This is a genomic window from Prescottella agglutinans, assembly GCF_004011865.1.
Taxonomy (GTDB): Bacteria; Actinomycetota; Actinomycetes; order Mycobacteriales; family Mycobacteriaceae; genus Prescottella; species Prescottella agglutinans.
In genome coordinates this window covers 51,563-67,938 of the sequence record NZ_RKLP01000010.1, presented here as the reverse complement: position 1 = coordinate 67,938, position 16,376 = coordinate 51,563, and the positions used below count along the sequence as shown (strand labels likewise).

The following is a 16,376-nucleotide window of genomic DNA, read 5'->3' as shown; positions in this document are numbered from 1 at the left end:
TCCGCCACCGACAAATCCGGCAGATCAGCCGGACCAGGGAACCCAGCAGTTCACGACGAACTCCGAGTCGAGGTGTCCGGCTTCGAACTTCCCACCGATGTCCCGGACCTGTTCGTGGAGCCCACGCAGCCCGGTCCGGGATCCGACTCCGATCTGAGAGGGCCTGGTGCTCAACAGGTTACGTATCGAGATACGAATGCCACTTTCCGGCGCACCCTCGACCGAGATCGCCACCACCTGGTCACTCGCGTACTTCTGCGCGTTGGTGAGCGCCTCCTGCACCACGCGATAGCAGACGTGTCCCGCCAGCATGCCGACGTCTCCCGGTGCGAGGTCGGTGCTGAGCGCGCAGTGCATGCCGGCCGCCCGGGCCGCCTGCACGATCCCGGGCACCGCGTCGATGCCCTGGTGTCCGACGCGTTCCCGCGGGCCGGCGGTGCCGCGCAGCACCCCGACGATGCCCTTGAGGTCGTCGAGCGCCTCGTGCGCCGTCGCCCGGATCTGCGCCGCCGAGTTCGCGACCTTCTCCGGCGACTCGGCTGCGTTGACCTGCAGTGCGCCCGCGAACAACGAGATCCGGCTGAGACTCGCGGCCAGCGTGTCGTGCATGTCGCGGGCGATCCGGGTGCGCTCCTCCGCCCGGATCATCTCGTCGCGGATCGCGTCCGTCTCTTCGGTGGCCTCGTCACGGCTCTGCTCGGCCAGGGCGAGCTGGCCCCGGGTGCGTGCCCACAGCGCGAGCACCAGGACCAGCCCCACCAGGACCGCCGCGACGAGCCACGGGATCCACAGCGCCACGTCGTACTGTTCCACCACGCCTGTCTCGGGATTTTCGGTCGACATCGTGAGGACCGAGTCCTCCCGCAACCGGTGCGCGTCGTAGGTGAGCGAGACCCCGCACACCACGAACACCGCCAGCGCAGCGCCCGCTAATTGGAACCCCCGCGCGACCCGGATGACCGCGAACAGCGCGATGAGCGCCGCCGTCGCGTCCGTCTCGAACACCAGCGGGGCGGCAAGACAGATGCCTAGGACCTGCCACGGATACTGATGCCGCCGCGTCAGCGCGGCGGCCGCCACCAACGCGAGGACGAACCCGATCCCGTGGTTCCAGCCCGGCGTGTTCCCGGAGCTGGACGCGAGGCCCAACGTAGTCAGCGAGCACACGATGCTGAGCGTGACGGCGCCGACCGTCCACAGACGGCGCCGGATCCGGCCGGCAGTCTCGGATTTCACGGACAGAACCGTACGCACGGGCGCCGACAGCCCGACATCCCCCGAACGTCGGGCGACGGTACCCGACTGCACGATCGGCGCGGCGAAAACCGTCCGAAATGAGGAGGGGCGTCCGACTTCTGGAGGAAGACGCCGAGCCCTCACGCGCGGTGTGCTTGTCGCAGAGCCCGACTCGGCCACACCACCGGCCGCGTCGTCGACGTCGAAAGGAACTGTCCGTGAGCACTCCCCAGCAGCCCGCGCCCCCGCAGCCCCAGCCCCAGCCCCAGCCGCCGGCCCAGAAGAGCTGGTTCGCCCGCCACAAGATCCTCACCGGGCTCGGCGCCGTGATCGTCGCGATCATCGCGATCACTGCCGTCAGCGGCGGGTCGGGCGACAAGCCGTCGGACGCCGCCCGAGCGGCCGGTGCAGCCACCGGCGCCGCCGAGGCCCCCGTGGACGCCCGGATCGGCACCCCGGTCCGCGACGGCAAGTTCGAGTTCGTCGTGAACGGCGTCGAGGCCGGGGTTCCGAGCGTCGGTGTCAACGAGTACCTCACCGAGAAGGCGCAGGGGCAGTTCGTCCTCGTCCGCATGACCGTGCGCAACATCGGGGATCGCGCACAGAGCTTCACGACGTCCGCACAGAAGCTCGTGGACGCACAGGACCGCCAGCACTCGGTGGACGACATGGCCACGATCACACTCGATCAGGGCGTTGCGTTCGAACAGATCAATCCCGGCAACTCCGTCGAGGCCACCATCGTCTTCGACGTGCCCCCGGGCACCGTTCCCGCGGTCCTCGAGGTTCACGACTCCGTGTTCTCCGGCGGCGAGTCGATCCTGCTGCAGTAGCGGCGAGTCCGGGATGGTTGCGCCCGTGGGGTTCGGCATCGAGGGGTTGCCGAACCCCCCGGGCGCGTTCGCAGTTGTGTGAAGTACACAACCGCGGGATTCGAGGAAACCCGCCGCGTAGCGTCGGATGTGCGTTCCGATCGACGAGGGGTCGGCCAGTCCACAGCGTTCGGACCGCAGACCATGGCTGTTCGCCGCCCCGACGTCCGTCCGGCCGCGCGAGTCCGGCCCCGACTCGCCCTGTGCCGTCAGTCGGCGCCCTCCGGACCGGCCATGCCGGGACGAATCTCCAGGAGGACCCCATGACTCTCGCCCACAGCCCGAATCGGGCAATCGAATCACTCGGAATTGCCCTCGCCGCGGTCGGAGTGGTTCTCCTCGCCCTGCTGACGCTCTACATCGTCGGCTTCGACCAGGGCGCCGTCTCCCGCACCGGGATGTACATGCACGAACTGATGCACGACGGCCGACACCTGCTGGGGCTCCCGTGCCACTGACCGGTTCGCTGAAGAATCTGCTGCTGCGGGGCATCCTCGCCGGGCTGATCGCCGGACTCCTGACCGGCGCGGTCGCCTTCGCTCTCGGGGAACCGCACGTCGCGGCGGCCATCGCGATCGAGGAATCGGCTCCGGCGAGCGACGCCACGGGCGCGCACGAGCACCCGGGCCCGAACGCGACGGCCGGCCACTCCCACTCCGACAGCGACGAACCCCTGGTCTCACGGGACGGGCAGCGGGCCGGCCTGATCCTGGCGACGACGCTGGCCGGCGTCGCCCTCGGCGCGATATTCGGCGTCGTGGCGCACTACGCACGCCGACACACGGCCATGTCGGGTCCGCTGCTGGCGCTGGGGTTGGCCGGCGCGGGGTGGCTGGCCGTCGAGGCCGTACCGTTCTTCAAGTACCCGGCCAATCCGCCCGCGGTTGGAGACCCGGACACCATCGATCAGCGCACCTGGTACTGGCTGGCCGCGCTGGTCCTCGGGCTCGCCGCCGTCGCTGCCGCCGTCTACGTGTCGAAGTTACTTGCCTCGCAGCACTATTGGACGGTTCGGGTAATCGCATCGGTCGTCACGTTCGTCGCGATCGTCACCGCCGGCTACCTGTTGCTGCCGACCGTGAACGAGGTGGGGGAAGACTTCCCGGCCACGCTGCTGTGGCAGTTCCGGATCTCGTCCATGGCAACCCAGGCGACCCTGTGGCTCTGCCTCGGCCTCGTCTTCGCCTTCCTCACCGAGCGGTCCCGACGAGGCGAGTCGCCGAGGACGACAGCCTCTCTCGACGCACAGGGTCGGGCGCAGACGACCGGAACCGCGCGATCGTAGGAAGGGCACTGGCGAGGATTCGGAACACCAGGAATCACCGAACCCCATGGAAGGGAGACCTCCATGACCACCGCAAATCAGGCTCGATTCCAGACCCTCACCGACGGTCTGGCCAAGATCACCCCCGCCGAACACGACGCCCAGGATTCGCCCTACACGATCACCAACGCACAGTACGACGTCCTGCGGCACGTCCTGCACGACGTCGGCGGTCAACCGGCGCTCTCGGTCCCCTACCTCGAGAAGGAGGAGGAGGCCTGGGAGATGAACACGTACGTCACGTGCGAGTGCCTCGGCTGGCGAGGCGCGTGGAACTCGGAGATGCGCCGTCGTGCCGAAGTGGACCTGGGCGAGACACAGTACTTCGGCTACCCCTACTACGCGCGGTGGATCACCGTGGCCGCCAAGGTGATGGTCGACAAGGGCCTCATCCCGCTCGACGAACTGTGCGACAAGATCGACGAGGTGCGGGCCCGTCTCGAGGAGGCGAGGAAGTGATGCCCAAGTTCAAGGTCGGCGACCGGGTGGTCGTGAAGGATCAGACGAGCATTTTCCACACCCGCACACAGGCTTTCGTACGCAATCAAGAGGGCGTGGTCGTCGAACACCGCCCCGAGTGGGTGATCCCCGAGGACGAGGCGTTCGACAAGCTGGAGACCGGGCGCAAGGAACCGTTCTACGTCGTCCGCTTCAAGCAGACCGATCTGTGGCCGCGCTACACGGGATACGACATCGACACGCTCGAGACCGAGTGCGCGGAAGGCTGGCTCCGGGCCGCCGGGAAGAACGAGTGAGGAGGAGAAGTGAGCGATCCACACGCCCCCATCCAGGCTTCCGAGGAGATCAGTGAGTTCGAGGTGCTCGAACTCGCGCTGCGGGAGCTCGCGATCGAGAAGGGTCTCTTCTCGGCCGAGGACCACCGCCGCTTCTCCGAATGGGCCGAGTCCATCGGGCCGTCGGGCGGCTCGAAGATGGTCGCCAAGGCCTGGACCGACCCCGAGTTCAAGAAGCGGCTGCTCGAGAACGGCACCGAGTCGAGCAAGGAGGTGGGCATCGACTGGACCGACCCGACGGGCACCGGCACCCCCAGCGACTACACCTTCTTCTACGTTCTCGAGAACACCCCCGAGGTCCACAACGTGATCGTGTGCACGCTGTGCTCGTGCTACCCGCGGCCCGTCCTCGGCATGTCGCCGGACTGGTACCGGACGCCGAACTACCGGCGGCGGATGGTCCGCCGGCCCCGCGAGGTCCTCGCCGAGTTCGGCCTGCACTTTCCGTCCGATGTGGAAGTGCGGGTGCACGATTCGAACCAGAAGTCACGGTTCATGGTCATGCCGATGCGCCCCGAGGGCACCGAGGGATGGACCGAGGAGCAACTCGAGAAGATCGTCACCCGCGACACCATGATCGGCGTGGCGCTCCCCTCGGCGGACTGGGACGCATCGCAGGCACCGTCGGCCGGAGGTGGCAAGTGACGACCACACAGGGCTACGAAGTCATTCTCCGCACCCTGCAACGCGGGAGCGAACGCGCCGGGGACCTCGACGACACCGACCGCAAGCCGGATCCGTGGGAGTCCGCGATGCAGGCCACGTGCGAGTGCCTGTCGTGGCGCGGATCGTGGGACAACCTCGAACGCCGGCACACCGAGGACGAACTCGGCGAGACCGTCTACAGCCAGTTCCCCGTCCATTCACGGTCCGCGATCACCACGGCGCACACCTTCCTCGATCGCGGCATCGTCAGCCAGGACGAACTGCGCGCGAAGATGGAACAGGTACGGGCGAGGCTCGAACGCGCCTGAAGACGGAACAGCCTCCGCCCCAGCACGTTCGAGCACTCACGACAAGGTGACTACTCGAGCGCGGCGTCGAGCGTGATCTCGACGCCGGTGAGGGCCTTGCTCACCGGGCAGGACTCCTTGGCGGCCTGGGCGACTCGGGCGAACCCCGCAGCGTCCAGGCCGTCCACCTCTCCACGGACCGTGAGCTTGATACCGGTGAGCTTGAATCCCGGGTCGTCGGGCCCCAGCGAGACGTCGGCGCGGATGTCCAGGCTCTGCGGGGTGCCGCCCGCCTCCCCGATCAGCGCCGACAACTGCATGGCGTAGCAGGCCGAGTGTGCCGCCGCGACCAATTCCTCGGGACTGGTCGTCCCGCCGGCCTCGTCGGCGGCCCGCTTCGGGAAGGAGACCTCGAACGTCCCGACTCCCGAACTGGTGAGTTCCACCTGGCCCGAACCCTTTTCGAGTGTTCCGTTCCAAGCGGTGCGCGCAGTGCGTGTGGGCATTGCAGATCCTCTCGTGTCGATCGGTCCACGTCCTCTTCGCAAACTACCCCTTATCGTGTGATCACATGGGGCGGCTGGGGAAGGCGGGACTCCGGAGGGAGTCGATCGGTTTCGCGATCGGCTCGGCCCTCTTCGCGCTCGGCGCCGTCCCGGGATACGCGACCGCCGTGGGCACCGAGACCGACAACCTCACCTTCTTCGTCGGCTCACTCTTCTTCACGGCCGCGGCCTTCGTCCAACTGCGGCTGAGCGGGCGGACCGTCCCCGGCGCGGCGACGTCCCGTGTCGACCGGTACGACTGGTGGTCCGCGCTCGTACAGTTCGTCGGCACCCTGCTGTTCAACTTCAGTACCGGCACCGCGCTGATACGCAGCCTGTCGCTCCCCGAACATCACGAGTTCGTGTGGGAGCCGGATCTGTTCGGCTCCACGTTCTTCCTCGTCTCCAGCCTGCTCGCGGTGGTCGCCACCACCGACGTCGACGGCCTCTGGGATCCGCACGCGCGCAACTGGGGCAGCACCTGGCTGAACGCGATCGGGTCGGTCGCCTTCGGCGTCTCGGCGATCGGGGCGGTGTTCGTGCCCGGCACCCACGTTCCGGAGAACGCGACGGCCGCGAACCTCGGCACGCTGATCGGGGCGCTGTGCTTCCTGGCCGCGGCACTGCTGATGAGACCACCGGCACCCGGGAGGGCGACGACGCCGGACTCGGGCGGCTGACACGGCCCGGGTCACCGACCCGCGTGCGCCGCCGGTGCCGGCGCTTCGGTCAGGACTACCGGTGCGCGCGCTCGGCCGCCTCGTCGGTGTCCCGATACTGCGCGAGCAGTTCCCGTTCCCCGTCACGATCCGGGTAGGCGAAGAAGACCAGCGCGGCACCGACCAGGACGATCGCGATCGCCGCACCGTATGCGTGGGCATCGCCCTCGAGGAAGGCCGACCGGGCGGCAGCCGTGATCGCGTCCGCGTACTGCGGATACCGCTCCGCGACGTTCTCGGCGCCGGCGAACGACTTCTCCAGCGCGTCCTGGGTCTGTTCGGTGATCTCACCCGACTCCGGACTGGCGGCAATCGCGGCAGCGAAGGAGGCCGAGTAGCCGGCGGTGAGCAGCGCGCCGAGCACCGACTGCACGATGGCGCCGCCCAGATCGCGCTGCAGGTCCGCAGTGCCCGAGGCCATCCCCGCCCGCCACACCGGCACCGACCCGGTCAGTGAGTGCGAGGCGGGCGTGCCCGCGAGTCCGACGCCCGCGCCGAGCAACATGTAGCCGAGTGCGATCTTCCAGTACTGCGCGTCCTCCTTCCACAGCAGGAACGCGACCAGCAGTCCCAGCACGATCGCCACGTATCCGAGCAGCAGGGTGAACCGCGCGCCGTGCGACTCGACCAACTTGGCCGACTGCGGCGCCACCACCACCATGACCGCCGCCGCGGGCAGACCGGCGGCGCCCGCTGCCAGCGTGGAATAGCCGAGCACGTTCTGCATGAACTGCTGGCCGATGTACAGCGTCCCCATCAGCGTGCCGAACACGACGATGCCGGCGACCGCGGCCACCCAGAAGATTCGTCGACGCGCCACGTGCAGATCGAACAGCGGATACCTCGCCCGCAACTGCCGGATCCCGAACGCCACCCCGGCGGCGGCCGCGATCAGCAGCAACGACAGTGTCGTCGCCCCCATCCCGGAGACGGGAGCGAAGTTGATACCCAGCACCAACGCCGCCACCAGGATCACCGACACGATCCCGCCGAGGTGGTCCACCGGATCGGTCGACTCGTTGACGTGACTCGGCACGAAGACCGCGGCGAAACCCAACGCGACCAGCGCCAGCGGAACCGTCACCAGGAACACCGAACCCCACTCGAACGACTTCAGCAGGGCCCCGGACACCAGCGGACCGAGAGCGGAGATGCCGCCACCGATCGCGGACCACAATGCGATGGCCTTGGTCCTGCCCGGCCCCGACCAGAGCGCCGTGATCAGTGCGAGGGTGGTCGGGAAGGCCATGCCGGCCGCGACACCGCCGAGCAGGCGGGCGAAGATCAACACCTCGACGCTCGGCGCGAACGCGGCGACGACACACGCCGGCACCGACAGCACCATGCCGAGCACGAGCATCATCTTGCGCCCGAAGCGGTCGCCGAGGGCACCGAGGTACAGCACCGAACCCGCCAGACCGACCGAGTATCCGACGGCGATCAGATTCAGCTGCGTCTGACTCGCGTCGAAGGCCCGACCGATGTCGGGCAACGCGACGTTGGCCACCGCCAAGTTCAGGTTCGCCACGGCGGCAACGAGTATCAGTGCCGTCAGGACGAACGGAGCCCGGGCGGGGCGGGTCCCGACCGCTGCGGATGTCATGCGGTCAGTCCACACCATCCGGGTCCGCAGTGCTCGCCGAAAGGCCGAAAGGCCGGTCGCGGAATCCGGATGATCGACGCCCTGGGCTCCCTCGACCGGCACGGCGCACGCCGACCACGCAGACGGCGGCATAACGTTGCCGACCGTGACCATCGAAGACGATCGGAGCAGCCCCGCGCCGGTCGAGGGCGCAACCCGGACCGCAGCGCTGGCGCGCGCCGCTCATCGACGGCGGCGTCGGGGACGCGGACCGATCCTGGTCGGCATCGACGGCCCCGCGGGCGGCGGAAAGTCGACATTGGCCGACCAGGTCGCCGCGGCCCTGGACGACGCGCCGATCGTCCGCATGGACGACCTGTACCCCGGTTGGGACGGACTTGCCGCCGCAGTCCCGCGGCTCGTCCGGTGGATCCTCGCCCCCGCCCGGCACGGCCGGATCCCCCGCTACCGGCGCTACGACTGGCATCTCGGCAGGTACGCGGAGTGGCGCGCGGTCCGCCGCCACCGGTACCTGATCGTCGAGGGCGCCGGGTCGACCTGCGGCACCGCACGCGAGTACTTCTCGGTGCGGGTGTTCGTCGACGCCGACCCGGACGACCGGATGCGACGTGCCCTGCGGCGCGACGGCGAGATGTTCCGACCGCACTGGGCCCGCTGGGCGCGGCAGGAGGCAGCGCTGTTCGGGCCGGACCGGACGCGGCGTGCCGCCCACGTCACGATGATCACGAGTTCCGCCGGCACCGGCATGTGACGATCGCGCCCAAGAGACGACGACGCCCCGCGAGCTTTCGCTCGCGGGGCGTCGTTCCACGTGAACCTACTCGGCCGAGCCGCCCTCGGACGGGGTGTCTCCGGCACCGGCCAGCGCCTCGGCCGGCGAGTCCGGAACCGTGACCGGCTTCGGGGCGCCACGGAACGTGAACTTCGCGTTCTCGCCGGCACCCTCACCGTCCCAGCCCTCGACGTCGACCAGGACGATCTGGCCCGGGCCCAGCTCGTTGAAGAGGATCTTCTCCGACAGCTGGTCCTCGATCTCGCGCTGGATGGTGCGGCGCAGCGGACGCGCACCGAGCACCGGATCGAAGCCGCGCTTCGCGAGCAGCGACTTGGCCTGCTCGGTCAGCTCGATGTCCATGTCCTTGTTCTTCAGCTGCGCCTCGACGCGACCGATCATCAGGTCCACCATCTGGATGATCTCGGACTGAGTCAGCTGGTGGAAGACGATGATGTCGTCGATGCGGTTGAGGAACTCGGGGCGGAAGTGCTTCTTGAGCTCGTCGTGGACCTTGAGCTTCATGCGCTCGTAGTTCGACTCGCTGCCCGTTCCGGCGGAGAAGCCCAGACCCACTGCCTTGGAGATGTCCGAGGTACCCAGGTTCGAGGTGAAGATCAGCACGGTGTTCTTGAAGTCGACCGTGCGCCCCTGACCGTCGGTGAGACGGCCGTCCTCGAGCACCTGCAGGAGGGTGTTGTAGATCTCCTGGTGCGCCTTCTCGATCTCGTCGAACAGGACCACCGAGAACGGCTTGCGGCGCACCTTCTCGGTGAGCTGGCCGCCCTCTTCGTAGCCGACGTAGCCGGGAGGGGCACCGAACAGCCGCGACGCGGTGAACCGGTCGTGGAACTCGCCCATGTCGATCTGGATGAGCGCGTCGTCGTCGCCGAACAGGAAGTTCGCCAGCGCCTTGGACAGCTCGGTCTTACCGACACCGGACGGGCCGGCGAAGATGAACGAGCCGGACGGACGCTTCGGATCCTTCAGGCCGGCGCGGGTGCGGCGGATCGCCTTGGAGACGGCCTTGACGGCGTCTTCCTGGCCGATGATCCGCTTGTGCAGCTCCTCCTCCATGCGGAGCAGACGCGTGGTCTCCTCCTCGGTGAGCTTGAAGACCGGGATACCGGTCCAGTTGCCCAGCACCTCGGCGATCTGCTCGTCGTCGACCTCGGCGATGACGTCCAGGTCACCGGAACGCCACTGCTTCTCGCGCTCGGCGCGCTGGGCGACGAGGGTCTTCTCCTTGTCGCGCAGGTTCGCGGCCTTCTCGAAGTCCTGCGCGTCGATCGCCGATTCCTTCTCGCGGCGGGCGTCGGCGATCTTGTCGTCGAACTCGCGCAGGTCCGGCGGCGCGGTCATCCGGCGGATGCGCATTCGGGCGCCGGCCTCGTCGATGAGGTCGATGGCCTTGTCCGGCAGGAAGCGGTCGTTGATGTAGCGGTCGGCCAGGGTGGCCGCCGCGACCAGGGCGCTGTCCGTGATGGAGACGCGGTGGTGCGCCTCGTAGCGGTCGCGCAGACCCTTGAGGATCTCGATGGTGTGCTCGACCGTCGGCTCGCCGACCTGCACCGGCTGGAACCGGCGCTCGAGGGCGGCGTCCTTCTCGATGTACTTGCGGTACTCGTCGAGGGTGGTGGCGCCGATGGTCTGCAGCTCGCCACGGGCCAGCTTCGGCTTGAGGATCGAGGCCGCGTCGATCGCGCCCTCGGCGGCACCCGCACCGACCAGCGTGTGCAGCTCGTCGATGAACAGGATGATGTCGCCGCGGGTGTTGATCTCCTTGAGGACCTTCTTCAGGCGTTCCTCGAAGTCACCGCGGTAGCGGCTGCCGGCGACCAGCGAACCCAGGTCCAGCGTGTACAGCTGCTTGTCCTTGAGGGTCTCCGGCACCTCGCCGTTGACGATGGCCTGCGCGAGGCCCTCGACCACGGCGGTCTTGCCGACGCCCGGCTCGCCGATGAGGACAGGGTTGTTCTTGGTGCGGCGGCTCAGCACCTGCATGACCCGCTCGATCTCCTTCGAGCGGCCGATGACCGGGTCGAGCTTGCCCTCGAGGGCGGCCTGGGTGAGGTTGCGGCCGAACTGGTCGAGGACCAGCGACGTCGACGGGGTGCCCGCCTCGCCGCGGCTGCCGCCGGACTCGGCCGGCTCCTTGCCCTGGTAGCCCGACAGCAGCTGGATGACCTGCTGGCGGACACGGTTGAGGTCGGCGCCCAGCTTGACGAGCACCTGGGCCGCGACACCTTCGCCCTCGCGGATCAGGCCGAGCAGGATGTGCTCGGTGCCGATGTAGTTGTGTCCGAGCTGCAGCGCCTCGCGCAGGCTCAGCTCGAGGACCTTCTTGGCACGCGGAGTGAAGGGGATGTGGCCGGACGGGGCCTGCTGGCCCTGGCCGATGATCTCCTCGACCTGACTGCGGACGCCTTCGAGGGAGATACCCAGGGACTCCAGCGACTTCGCCGCCACACCCTCGCCCTCGTGGATCAGGCCGAGAAGGATGTGTTCCGTGCCGATGTAGTTGTGGTTGAGCATCCTGGCTTCTTCTTGAGCCAGGACGACGACGCGCCGCGCGCGATCGGTGAACCTCTCGAACATCGCTCTCCCTCACACTTTCCGGCGGTCAGCTCCGAGACCTGATGTCTCGTACCTTCCCGCCGCGTCTCGCTCCGGCACAACAGGCTGACGGCCTCCGGAACCGAAGGTTCCACGACCCCACTTCACACTCTAGTGGGCGACCCTCCGGCCTGCCGCTCCTCCACCCGTCGAACGCGCGGAGCCGACCTGCATAAAAGTCTCAACGCCGCAGGTCGCGGAATCGTTTCCCGCGCGCTGTACGCCTGAAGCGAACATCTCCGCGGGACGCGTCCGCGGCAGGAACCTCGCCGGTGCCCGGCGGGGCATCAACGCCGCAGTTCCGCCGCCTTGTCGAGCGACCCCAGCTTGTGCGGGTTGCGGATGGCGAAGATCCGGGTGATCCGCCCGTCCTCGACCACCACGCTCACCGCGGTGGGCTCGCCCCCGACGTCGATCCGGATGCCCGGCATCCCGTTGAGGTACGTCGACGTCGTCACGAAGTCCGGGAACGTCGCGGCGCGAGCCAGGAACGCCGCCACCCGCGCGGCGCCCACGATCGGCTTGCGCGCAGCCGCCGCGATACCGCCGCCGTCGGCGATCACCACCACGTCCGGCGCGAGCACCTTCACCAGCGCCTCCACGTCACCGGTGGAAACGGCGGCCAGGAACTTCTCGACCGCCGCCTGCTGTTCGTCGCGGTCGACGCGCATCCTCGGCCGGCGCGCGCCGACGTGCTCGCGCGCGCGGTGCGCGATCTGCCGGACCGCGGCCGGGGTCTTGCCCACCACTTCGGCGATCTCCTGGTACGGCGTCTCGAACACCTCGTGCAGCACGAACACCGCCCGCTCGACCGGACCGAGGGTCTCGAGCACGGTGAGCATGGCGATCGACACGTTCTCCGCGAGTTCGACGTCGTCGGCGACATCGGGGGTGGTCAGCAGCGGCTCGGGCAGCCACTCCCCGACGTACTCCTCCCGACGGCGGGACTCCGACCGGAGCCGGTTGAGTGCCTGCCGGGTGACGATGCGGACCAGATAGGCGCGCGGGTCGCGGACCTCGCCCTGGTCGACGTCCGCCCATCGCAGCCAGGTCTCCTGCACCACGTCCTCGGCGTCGGCCGCCGAGCCGAGCATCTCGTACGCGACGGTGAAGAGCAGGCTGCGATGGGTGACGAACGGGTCGCCGGTCATGTCGTCGAGCGTAGGGCGAGTGGCTTCAGCCCACACGACGCCGAGAAGCCCTGCGATTCGATGCCGAACGCGGTGTTGGTGCGGGTCATGAGGTTCGCCACCGCGATGAACGCGGTCAGTTCCACCAGCGCGGCCGGGCCGAGCGCGTCGAGCAGCCTCGCCGACAAACCGTCGGTCACGGTCGGCGGGGTCAGGGTCATCGCCTCCGCGTACTCCATGACGTCCCGCTCCAGGGGTGTGAACACCTCGGACTCTCGCCAGCGGGGAACCTCACGGGCCTTGGTCAGATCGAGTCCCTCGTTGTGGGCGTGGAAGTAGCCGAAGTCCAGGCAGAAGCTGCAGCCGACGAGGCCGGCCACCGCCATGTGGGCGAACGACTTCAGGTTCTCGTCGCACTTGTCCCACTTCTGCGCCTTGCGACCGACGGTGAAACTGAAGTTCAGCACCTTCCGGTTGTGCCACGTCACCTCGACCGGTTCGGCCACGTCGCCGAGCATCTTGCGGGACATCCGCTTGACCACCGCGCCGTAGACACCGGTCAGTTCGGCCTTCGGGATCCGGGTATTGCTGGTCATGATTCCTCCTCCGATCGCGTGCTCTCGGCATGAAGACACCGGCGGCGGAGGAAATGTGACACCGGAAACGAACGCGTCGGGCGACCTACGTCAGTCGACTCGCACGGGCGTCGGCTCGACAGCGCCGTCCGGGTCGGAATCGTCCGGGCCGGAATCGTCGCGCCGCACCACCGTCATCGCCCGCCGCTCCACGCGCGGGCCGGTGGGGATCACCCGTTCCAGGGTCCGGTGCAGCGCCCACGCGATGGGGACGGTGAACGCGACGGTGACGACGAAGACCCCGACCGTCGAGCCCTGGAACGTTCGGTAGCCGAGCATGTCGACGACCAACTCCATCACCACGAGGTGCACGAGGAAGATCTCGTAGGAGATCTCGCCGAGCCACACCATCGGGGCCGACGAGCACAGGCGCCCGAGCGGCCCCGGCCGGTCGCCGATCACGAGCGGTGCCATCAGCGTGGTCGCGAACAGCAGGTAGAGCATCGACTTGGTGACCGCCTCGGTGGCGTTCATCGGGACGATCGTCGCCTCCCCCGCCAGCGGCGTGCACGCCAGCAGAAGGAAGTACAGCGCGAGCAGTCCCGCGCCGTACGGGTTGCAGCGCTTCAGCGTCACCGATGCCAACGCGAGCAACATGCCGCCGGCGAACCACGCGACGAACCCCGGCAGCCACAGCCGGGCGGTGAACGAGATGTCGGTGTGGTGGGTGATCGACGTCCACAGCGGCGTGATCGCGACGACCCCGAGCAGCGCGAGCGCCAGCCGGACCGGATGCCACTCCCGCCGGCAGACCACGACCACCAGCAGCCAGCCGAGGAGGGGCAGCAGCAGATAGAACGTGGCCTCGACCGCGAGACTCCACATCTGGGTGAGCCCGGTGTGCAGGTGCCCGGGCCCGTAGATCTGGGTGAGCGTCATGTTCCGCAGGAAGCCCGACCAGCCCAGCCCGGTCTCCCCGGCGTCGTCCCGGAACAGGTAGATCGCGTACGTCGCGACGACGGTGATCCAGTACGCCGGCAGGATGCGTCGCGCCCGATGCCACAGGTAGGTGCGGGTCGACGGAAGTTCCCGCTCCCCCGCCGCTGCCCGCAGCCACGGCCGGAACAACAGGAATCCCGACAGGACGAAGAAGATCGCCACCCCGATCTCGAGGCGGGAGAAGGCACCGCCGGCGAGGTCGGGCGTGTACCGCCCGGTCCAGAACGCCGCGTGGGCGCCCACCACGAGCAGCGCCGCGATCGCCCGCAGGCCCGTCAGCGACCGGACGTAGCCCGACGCGCTCACGACCCCGCACCCGGTGCCGGTGCGACGGACCCGACCGGGCCGGCCCCCACGCACAGCTCGAGTCCGGGCGTCACGGTCCGCACCCGCAGCGCATCACCCGCACCGAACAGTCGCACGAACACCTGGTTCAGCCCGGCCTCCACCGACACCGTCGCGGTGTCGCCGCTGCGGTTCAGCCCCACCTCGACGACGCCGTCGGCGCTCGCGAAGTAGTTGAGTTGCGCCGTCCACTCCCAGTCGATGAGCGGGCCGTCCAGCGGCAACTCGACCGACTCGTCCTCGACGCGGTAGCCGCAACCCGGCACCGGGCCCTGCCCGATGTTGCGGGCCGGTGTGACCGCGGCGGGGATCAGCTTGCCGGAGTCGTCGAACAGTTGCAGATAGTTGGTGGACCGCGCGAACTCGGGACGCTCCCGCAGCGGCCCGAAGATGTGACTGGTCGTGTTGTGCGGGTATGCGACGGGCAGCAGCACGTAGATCGACACCGGCTGGTCCAGCAGCGGGGTGTCCTGATTCGCGGCGAGCGCCGCCCGCCCGTTCGCGAGGTAGTCGACGGTCGGGTTGTCGCGCCATCGTGCCGTGAACGTCGCCGTCGACCACAGGCTGCTCGCGACGAACAGCACCGCCAACGCGGCCACGAACACCGGGTGCGGCCGCAACAGCGGGCGCACCCCGGGCCGCCGGGGCGCGCGCACGATCAGCGCCGAGCCGATCGCGATGACGACCGCGCTGTCGGCGACGTATCTGAGGGTCTGCGCCAGTTCGTACGCGGTGTCGGGCCCGGACCGGGTGAGGACCATCGCGGCCTCGGAGACGGCGACGTAGGCGACCATCGACACCCAGATGCCCGCGGTGCGCTGCCGGTACCGCAGCGACCACGCCAGGGCCGCCGCCACGGCCAGCCATCCCAGCACCACCAGCACCGCCGGCGGCGTCGCCCACGGCGGGCTCGGCGGCCACCGATCCCACGCCCACGGCCCGCCGAGCAGGGTCGGCACCAGACCGAGGGACGTGCCGTGATGCGCCAGCCCGACCGTCTGCGTCGCCGACGGCACCACCAGGCGGGAATGGGTGAAGTACATGTATGCCGCGGCCCACCCGGCCACCACCACCGCGAGCGGGACCCACAACGCCCGCCCGCGCACCAGCGCCGCCCGGACCGGACGCTCGATCCCGTCGACGCGGTACATCAGCGCGACGACCGCGAACGCGACGAACGGCACCAGCGCCGACTTCTCGAAGAACGCCAGCGACAGCGCCGCCACGACCGCCCCCGACACCGCGAAGCGGATTCGTCCGGTGCGGCACAGCCGGATCGCGTCGCCCGCCACCCACGCCAGCCCGATCTGCATCGGCAGCGAGTTCAGGCCCGCGGCCCACCACGCGAACGACGGCAGCGTCAGCGGCGAGAACAGATAGAACGTCAGCGGCAGCAACACCACCGGCCGGGTCCCCAGCAGCAGCCGGAGCACCCGCAACACCGCGAACGACGCGAACGCCTGCAGCGCGATCAGCGTCAGCGCCGGCACCGTCCAGTTCAGCGGCGCCACCGCCGTGGAGAGCCACGCGACCAGGAACGCGGCAGGCATGAAATGACCGTCGTGGTCGTAGAACAGGAACTCGCCCGACAGCGCCGGCCACTGCCCCGACCGGCTGACGAGGATCAGGTCGTCCCAGTAGAAGTCGCCCGCGAACGCGACCACGCCCCGGACCACGAGTTGCGCGGCGACGAGGACCGAGGCCATCACCAGCACCTGCCGGGCCGACAGCCGCCACGTGCGGTTCCGTGTCGCAGGCACGCACGACTCGAGATCGTCACCCGTCGCCGCCTGCGGAACCGCTCGCACGCGCATACTCCTTCCCCCGGCCGGATCGCCGGAGCGGAACCTTACCCACGCAAATTAATGCGTCTCTGAGGGTCCGTGAGGAGGC

Annotated in this window: 17 protein-coding genes; 9 read left to right on the top strand and 8 right to left on the bottom strand. The window is 69.0% G+C overall.

What is annotated here, in order from left to right:
• Positions 1-24: 24 nt before the first annotated feature.
• A complete protein-coding gene (locus tag EGT67_RS18590) occupies positions 25-1,236 on the bottom strand; it encodes a sensor histidine kinase (RefSeq protein WP_241566113.1) in 1,212 nt (403 codons plus the stop codon).
• 218 nt (positions 1,237-1,454) lie between these two features.
• On the opposite strand from EGT67_RS18590, the gene EGT67_RS18585 reads away from it, so the two are divergent.
• The 7 genes from EGT67_RS18585 to EGT67_RS18555 all read left to right on the top strand — a co-directional run bounded on the left by EGT67_RS18585 (position 1,455) and on the right by EGT67_RS18555 (position 5,200).
• Positions 1,455-2,069 (top strand): DUF4352 domain-containing protein, encoded by a 615-nt coding sequence (locus EGT67_RS18585; protein ID WP_127917575.1) that lies wholly within the window; start codon positions 1,455-1,457, stop codon positions 2,067-2,069.
• Positions 2,070-2,371: 302 nt separating this feature from the next.
• Positions 2,372-2,566, top strand: a complete 195-nt coding sequence (locus tag EGT67_RS18580; RefSeq protein WP_127917574.1) for a CbtB domain-containing protein — start codon at positions 2,372-2,374, stop codon at positions 2,564-2,566.
• Positions 2,557-3,393, top strand: coding sequence for a CbtA family protein (locus tag EGT67_RS18575; protein ID WP_127917573.1), 837 nt, complete (start codon positions 2,557-2,559; stop codon positions 3,391-3,393). Before EGT67_RS18580 ends, EGT67_RS18575 begins: the two co-directional genes overlap by 10 nt.
• Positions 3,394-3,456: 63 nt before the next feature.
• Positions 3,457-3,891 carry an SH3-like domain-containing protein gene (locus tag EGT67_RS25560; protein WP_127917572.1) on the top strand — a complete coding sequence of 145 codons (435 nt, stop codon included), beginning with the start codon at positions 3,457-3,459 and terminating at the stop codon, positions 3,889-3,891.
• A complete protein-coding gene (locus EGT67_RS25555; protein WP_338324872.1) occupies positions 3,891-4,187 on the top strand; it encodes an SH3-like domain-containing protein in 297 nt (98 codons plus the stop codon). Before EGT67_RS25560 ends, EGT67_RS25555 begins: the two co-directional genes overlap by 1 nt.
• Positions 4,188-4,196: 9 nt before the next feature.
• The gene (scnC, locus tag EGT67_RS18560; RefSeq protein WP_127917570.1) at positions 4,197-4,871 is read left to right on the top strand and encodes a thiocyanate hydrolase subunit gamma; all 675 of its coding nucleotides are present in this window, start codon (positions 4,197-4,199) and stop codon (positions 4,869-4,871) included.
• A complete protein-coding gene (locus EGT67_RS18555; protein ID WP_127917569.1) occupies positions 4,868-5,200 on the top strand; it encodes an SH3-like domain-containing protein in 333 nt (110 codons plus the stop codon). The genes scnC and EGT67_RS18555 overlap by 4 nt, the downstream gene beginning before the upstream one ends.
• Positions 5,201-5,250: 50 nt before the next feature.
• Here EGT67_RS18555 and EGT67_RS18550 read toward each other — a convergent pair whose 3' ends face one another.
• A complete protein-coding gene (locus tag EGT67_RS18550) occupies positions 5,251-5,685 on the bottom strand; it encodes an OsmC family protein (RefSeq protein ID WP_127917568.1) in 435 nt (144 codons plus the stop codon).
• A 65-nt stretch (positions 5,686-5,750) separates the two neighbouring features.
• Between EGT67_RS18550 and EGT67_RS18545 the strand changes: the two genes are divergently transcribed.
• Positions 5,751-6,404, top strand: a complete 654-nt coding sequence (locus tag EGT67_RS18545; protein WP_127917567.1) for a hypothetical protein — start codon at positions 5,751-5,753, stop codon at positions 6,402-6,404.
• A gap of 55 nt (positions 6,405-6,459) precedes the next feature.
• Here EGT67_RS18545 and EGT67_RS18540 read toward each other — a convergent pair whose 3' ends face one another.
• Positions 6,460-8,046 carry an MFS transporter gene (locus tag EGT67_RS18540; RefSeq protein ID WP_127917566.1) on the bottom strand — a complete coding sequence of 529 codons (1,587 nt, stop codon included), beginning with the start codon at positions 8,044-8,046 and terminating at the stop codon, positions 6,460-6,462.
• A 145-nt stretch (positions 8,047-8,191) separates the two neighbouring features.
• On the opposite strand from EGT67_RS18540, the gene EGT67_RS18535 reads away from it, so the two are divergent.
• The gene (locus EGT67_RS18535) at positions 8,192-8,797 is read left to right on the top strand and encodes a nucleoside/nucleotide kinase family protein (RefSeq protein WP_241566112.1); all 606 of its coding nucleotides are present in this window, start codon (positions 8,192-8,194) and stop codon (positions 8,795-8,797) included.
• A gap of 66 nt (positions 8,798-8,863) precedes the next feature.
• On the opposite strand, the gene EGT67_RS18530 is transcribed toward EGT67_RS18535, so the two are convergent.
• From EGT67_RS18530 to EGT67_RS18510, 5 genes are all read right to left on the bottom strand, one after another.
• Entirely contained in the window at positions 8,864-11,416 is a 2,553-nt protein-coding gene (locus tag EGT67_RS18530) for an ATP-dependent Clp protease ATP-binding subunit (protein WP_127917565.1), read from the bottom strand.
• Between the two features lie 305 nt (positions 11,417-11,721).
• The gene (locus EGT67_RS18525; protein ID WP_127917564.1) at positions 11,722-12,585 is read right to left on the bottom strand and encodes an RNA polymerase sigma-70 factor; all 864 of its coding nucleotides are present in this window, start codon (positions 12,583-12,585) and stop codon (positions 11,722-11,724) included.
• The gene (locus EGT67_RS18520; protein ID WP_127917563.1) at positions 12,582-13,160 is read right to left on the bottom strand and encodes a carboxymuconolactone decarboxylase family protein; all 579 of its coding nucleotides are present in this window, start codon (positions 13,158-13,160) and stop codon (positions 12,582-12,584) included. The genes EGT67_RS18525 and EGT67_RS18520 overlap by 4 nt, the downstream gene beginning before the upstream one ends.
• A 90-nt stretch (positions 13,161-13,250) precedes the next feature.
• A complete protein-coding gene (locus EGT67_RS18515) occupies positions 13,251-14,444 on the bottom strand; it encodes an acyltransferase family protein (RefSeq protein ID WP_127917562.1) in 1,194 nt (397 codons plus the stop codon).
• Positions 14,441-16,291, bottom strand: coding sequence for a hypothetical protein (locus tag EGT67_RS18510; protein WP_127917561.1), 1,851 nt, complete (start codon positions 16,289-16,291; stop codon positions 14,441-14,443). The genes EGT67_RS18515 and EGT67_RS18510 overlap by 4 nt, the downstream gene beginning before the upstream one ends.
• Between the last annotated feature and the right edge of the window lie 85 nt (positions 16,292-16,376).

Bases quoted from the DNA above. Each gene is read 5' to 3' on its own strand.
- EGT67_RS18550 (WP_127917568.1), bottom strand. From the start codon at position 5,685: ATGCCCACACGCACTGCGCGCACCGCTTGGAACGGAACACTCGAAAAG.
- EGT67_RS18530 (WP_127917565.1), bottom strand. From the start codon at position 11,416: ATGTTCGAGAGGTTCACCGATCGCGCGCGGCGCGTCGTCGTCCTGGCT.
- EGT67_RS18520 (WP_127917563.1), bottom strand. From the start codon at position 13,160: ATGACCAGCAATACCCGGATCCCGAAGGCCGAACTGACCGGTGTCTAC.
- EGT67_RS18540 (WP_127917566.1), bottom strand. From the start codon at position 8,046: ATGACATCCGCAGCGGTCGGGACCCGCCCCGCCCGGGCTCCGTTCGTC.
- EGT67_RS25560 (WP_127917572.1), top strand. From the start codon at position 3,457: ATGACCACCGCAAATCAGGCTCGATTCCAGACCCTCACCGACGGTCTG.
- EGT67_RS18545 (WP_127917567.1), top strand. From the start codon at position 5,751: ATGGGGCGGCTGGGGAAGGCGGGACTCCGGAGGGAGTCGATCGGTTTC.
- EGT67_RS18580 (WP_127917574.1), top strand. From the start codon at position 2,372: ATGACTCTCGCCCACAGCCCGAATCGGGCAATCGAATCACTCGGAATT.
- EGT67_RS18525 (WP_127917564.1), bottom strand. From the start codon at position 12,585: ATGACCGGCGACCCGTTCGTCACCCATCGCAGCCTGCTCTTCACCGTC.
- EGT67_RS25555 (WP_338324872.1), top strand. From the start codon at position 3,891: ATGCCCAAGTTCAAGGTCGGCGACCGGGTGGTCGTGAAGGATCAGACG.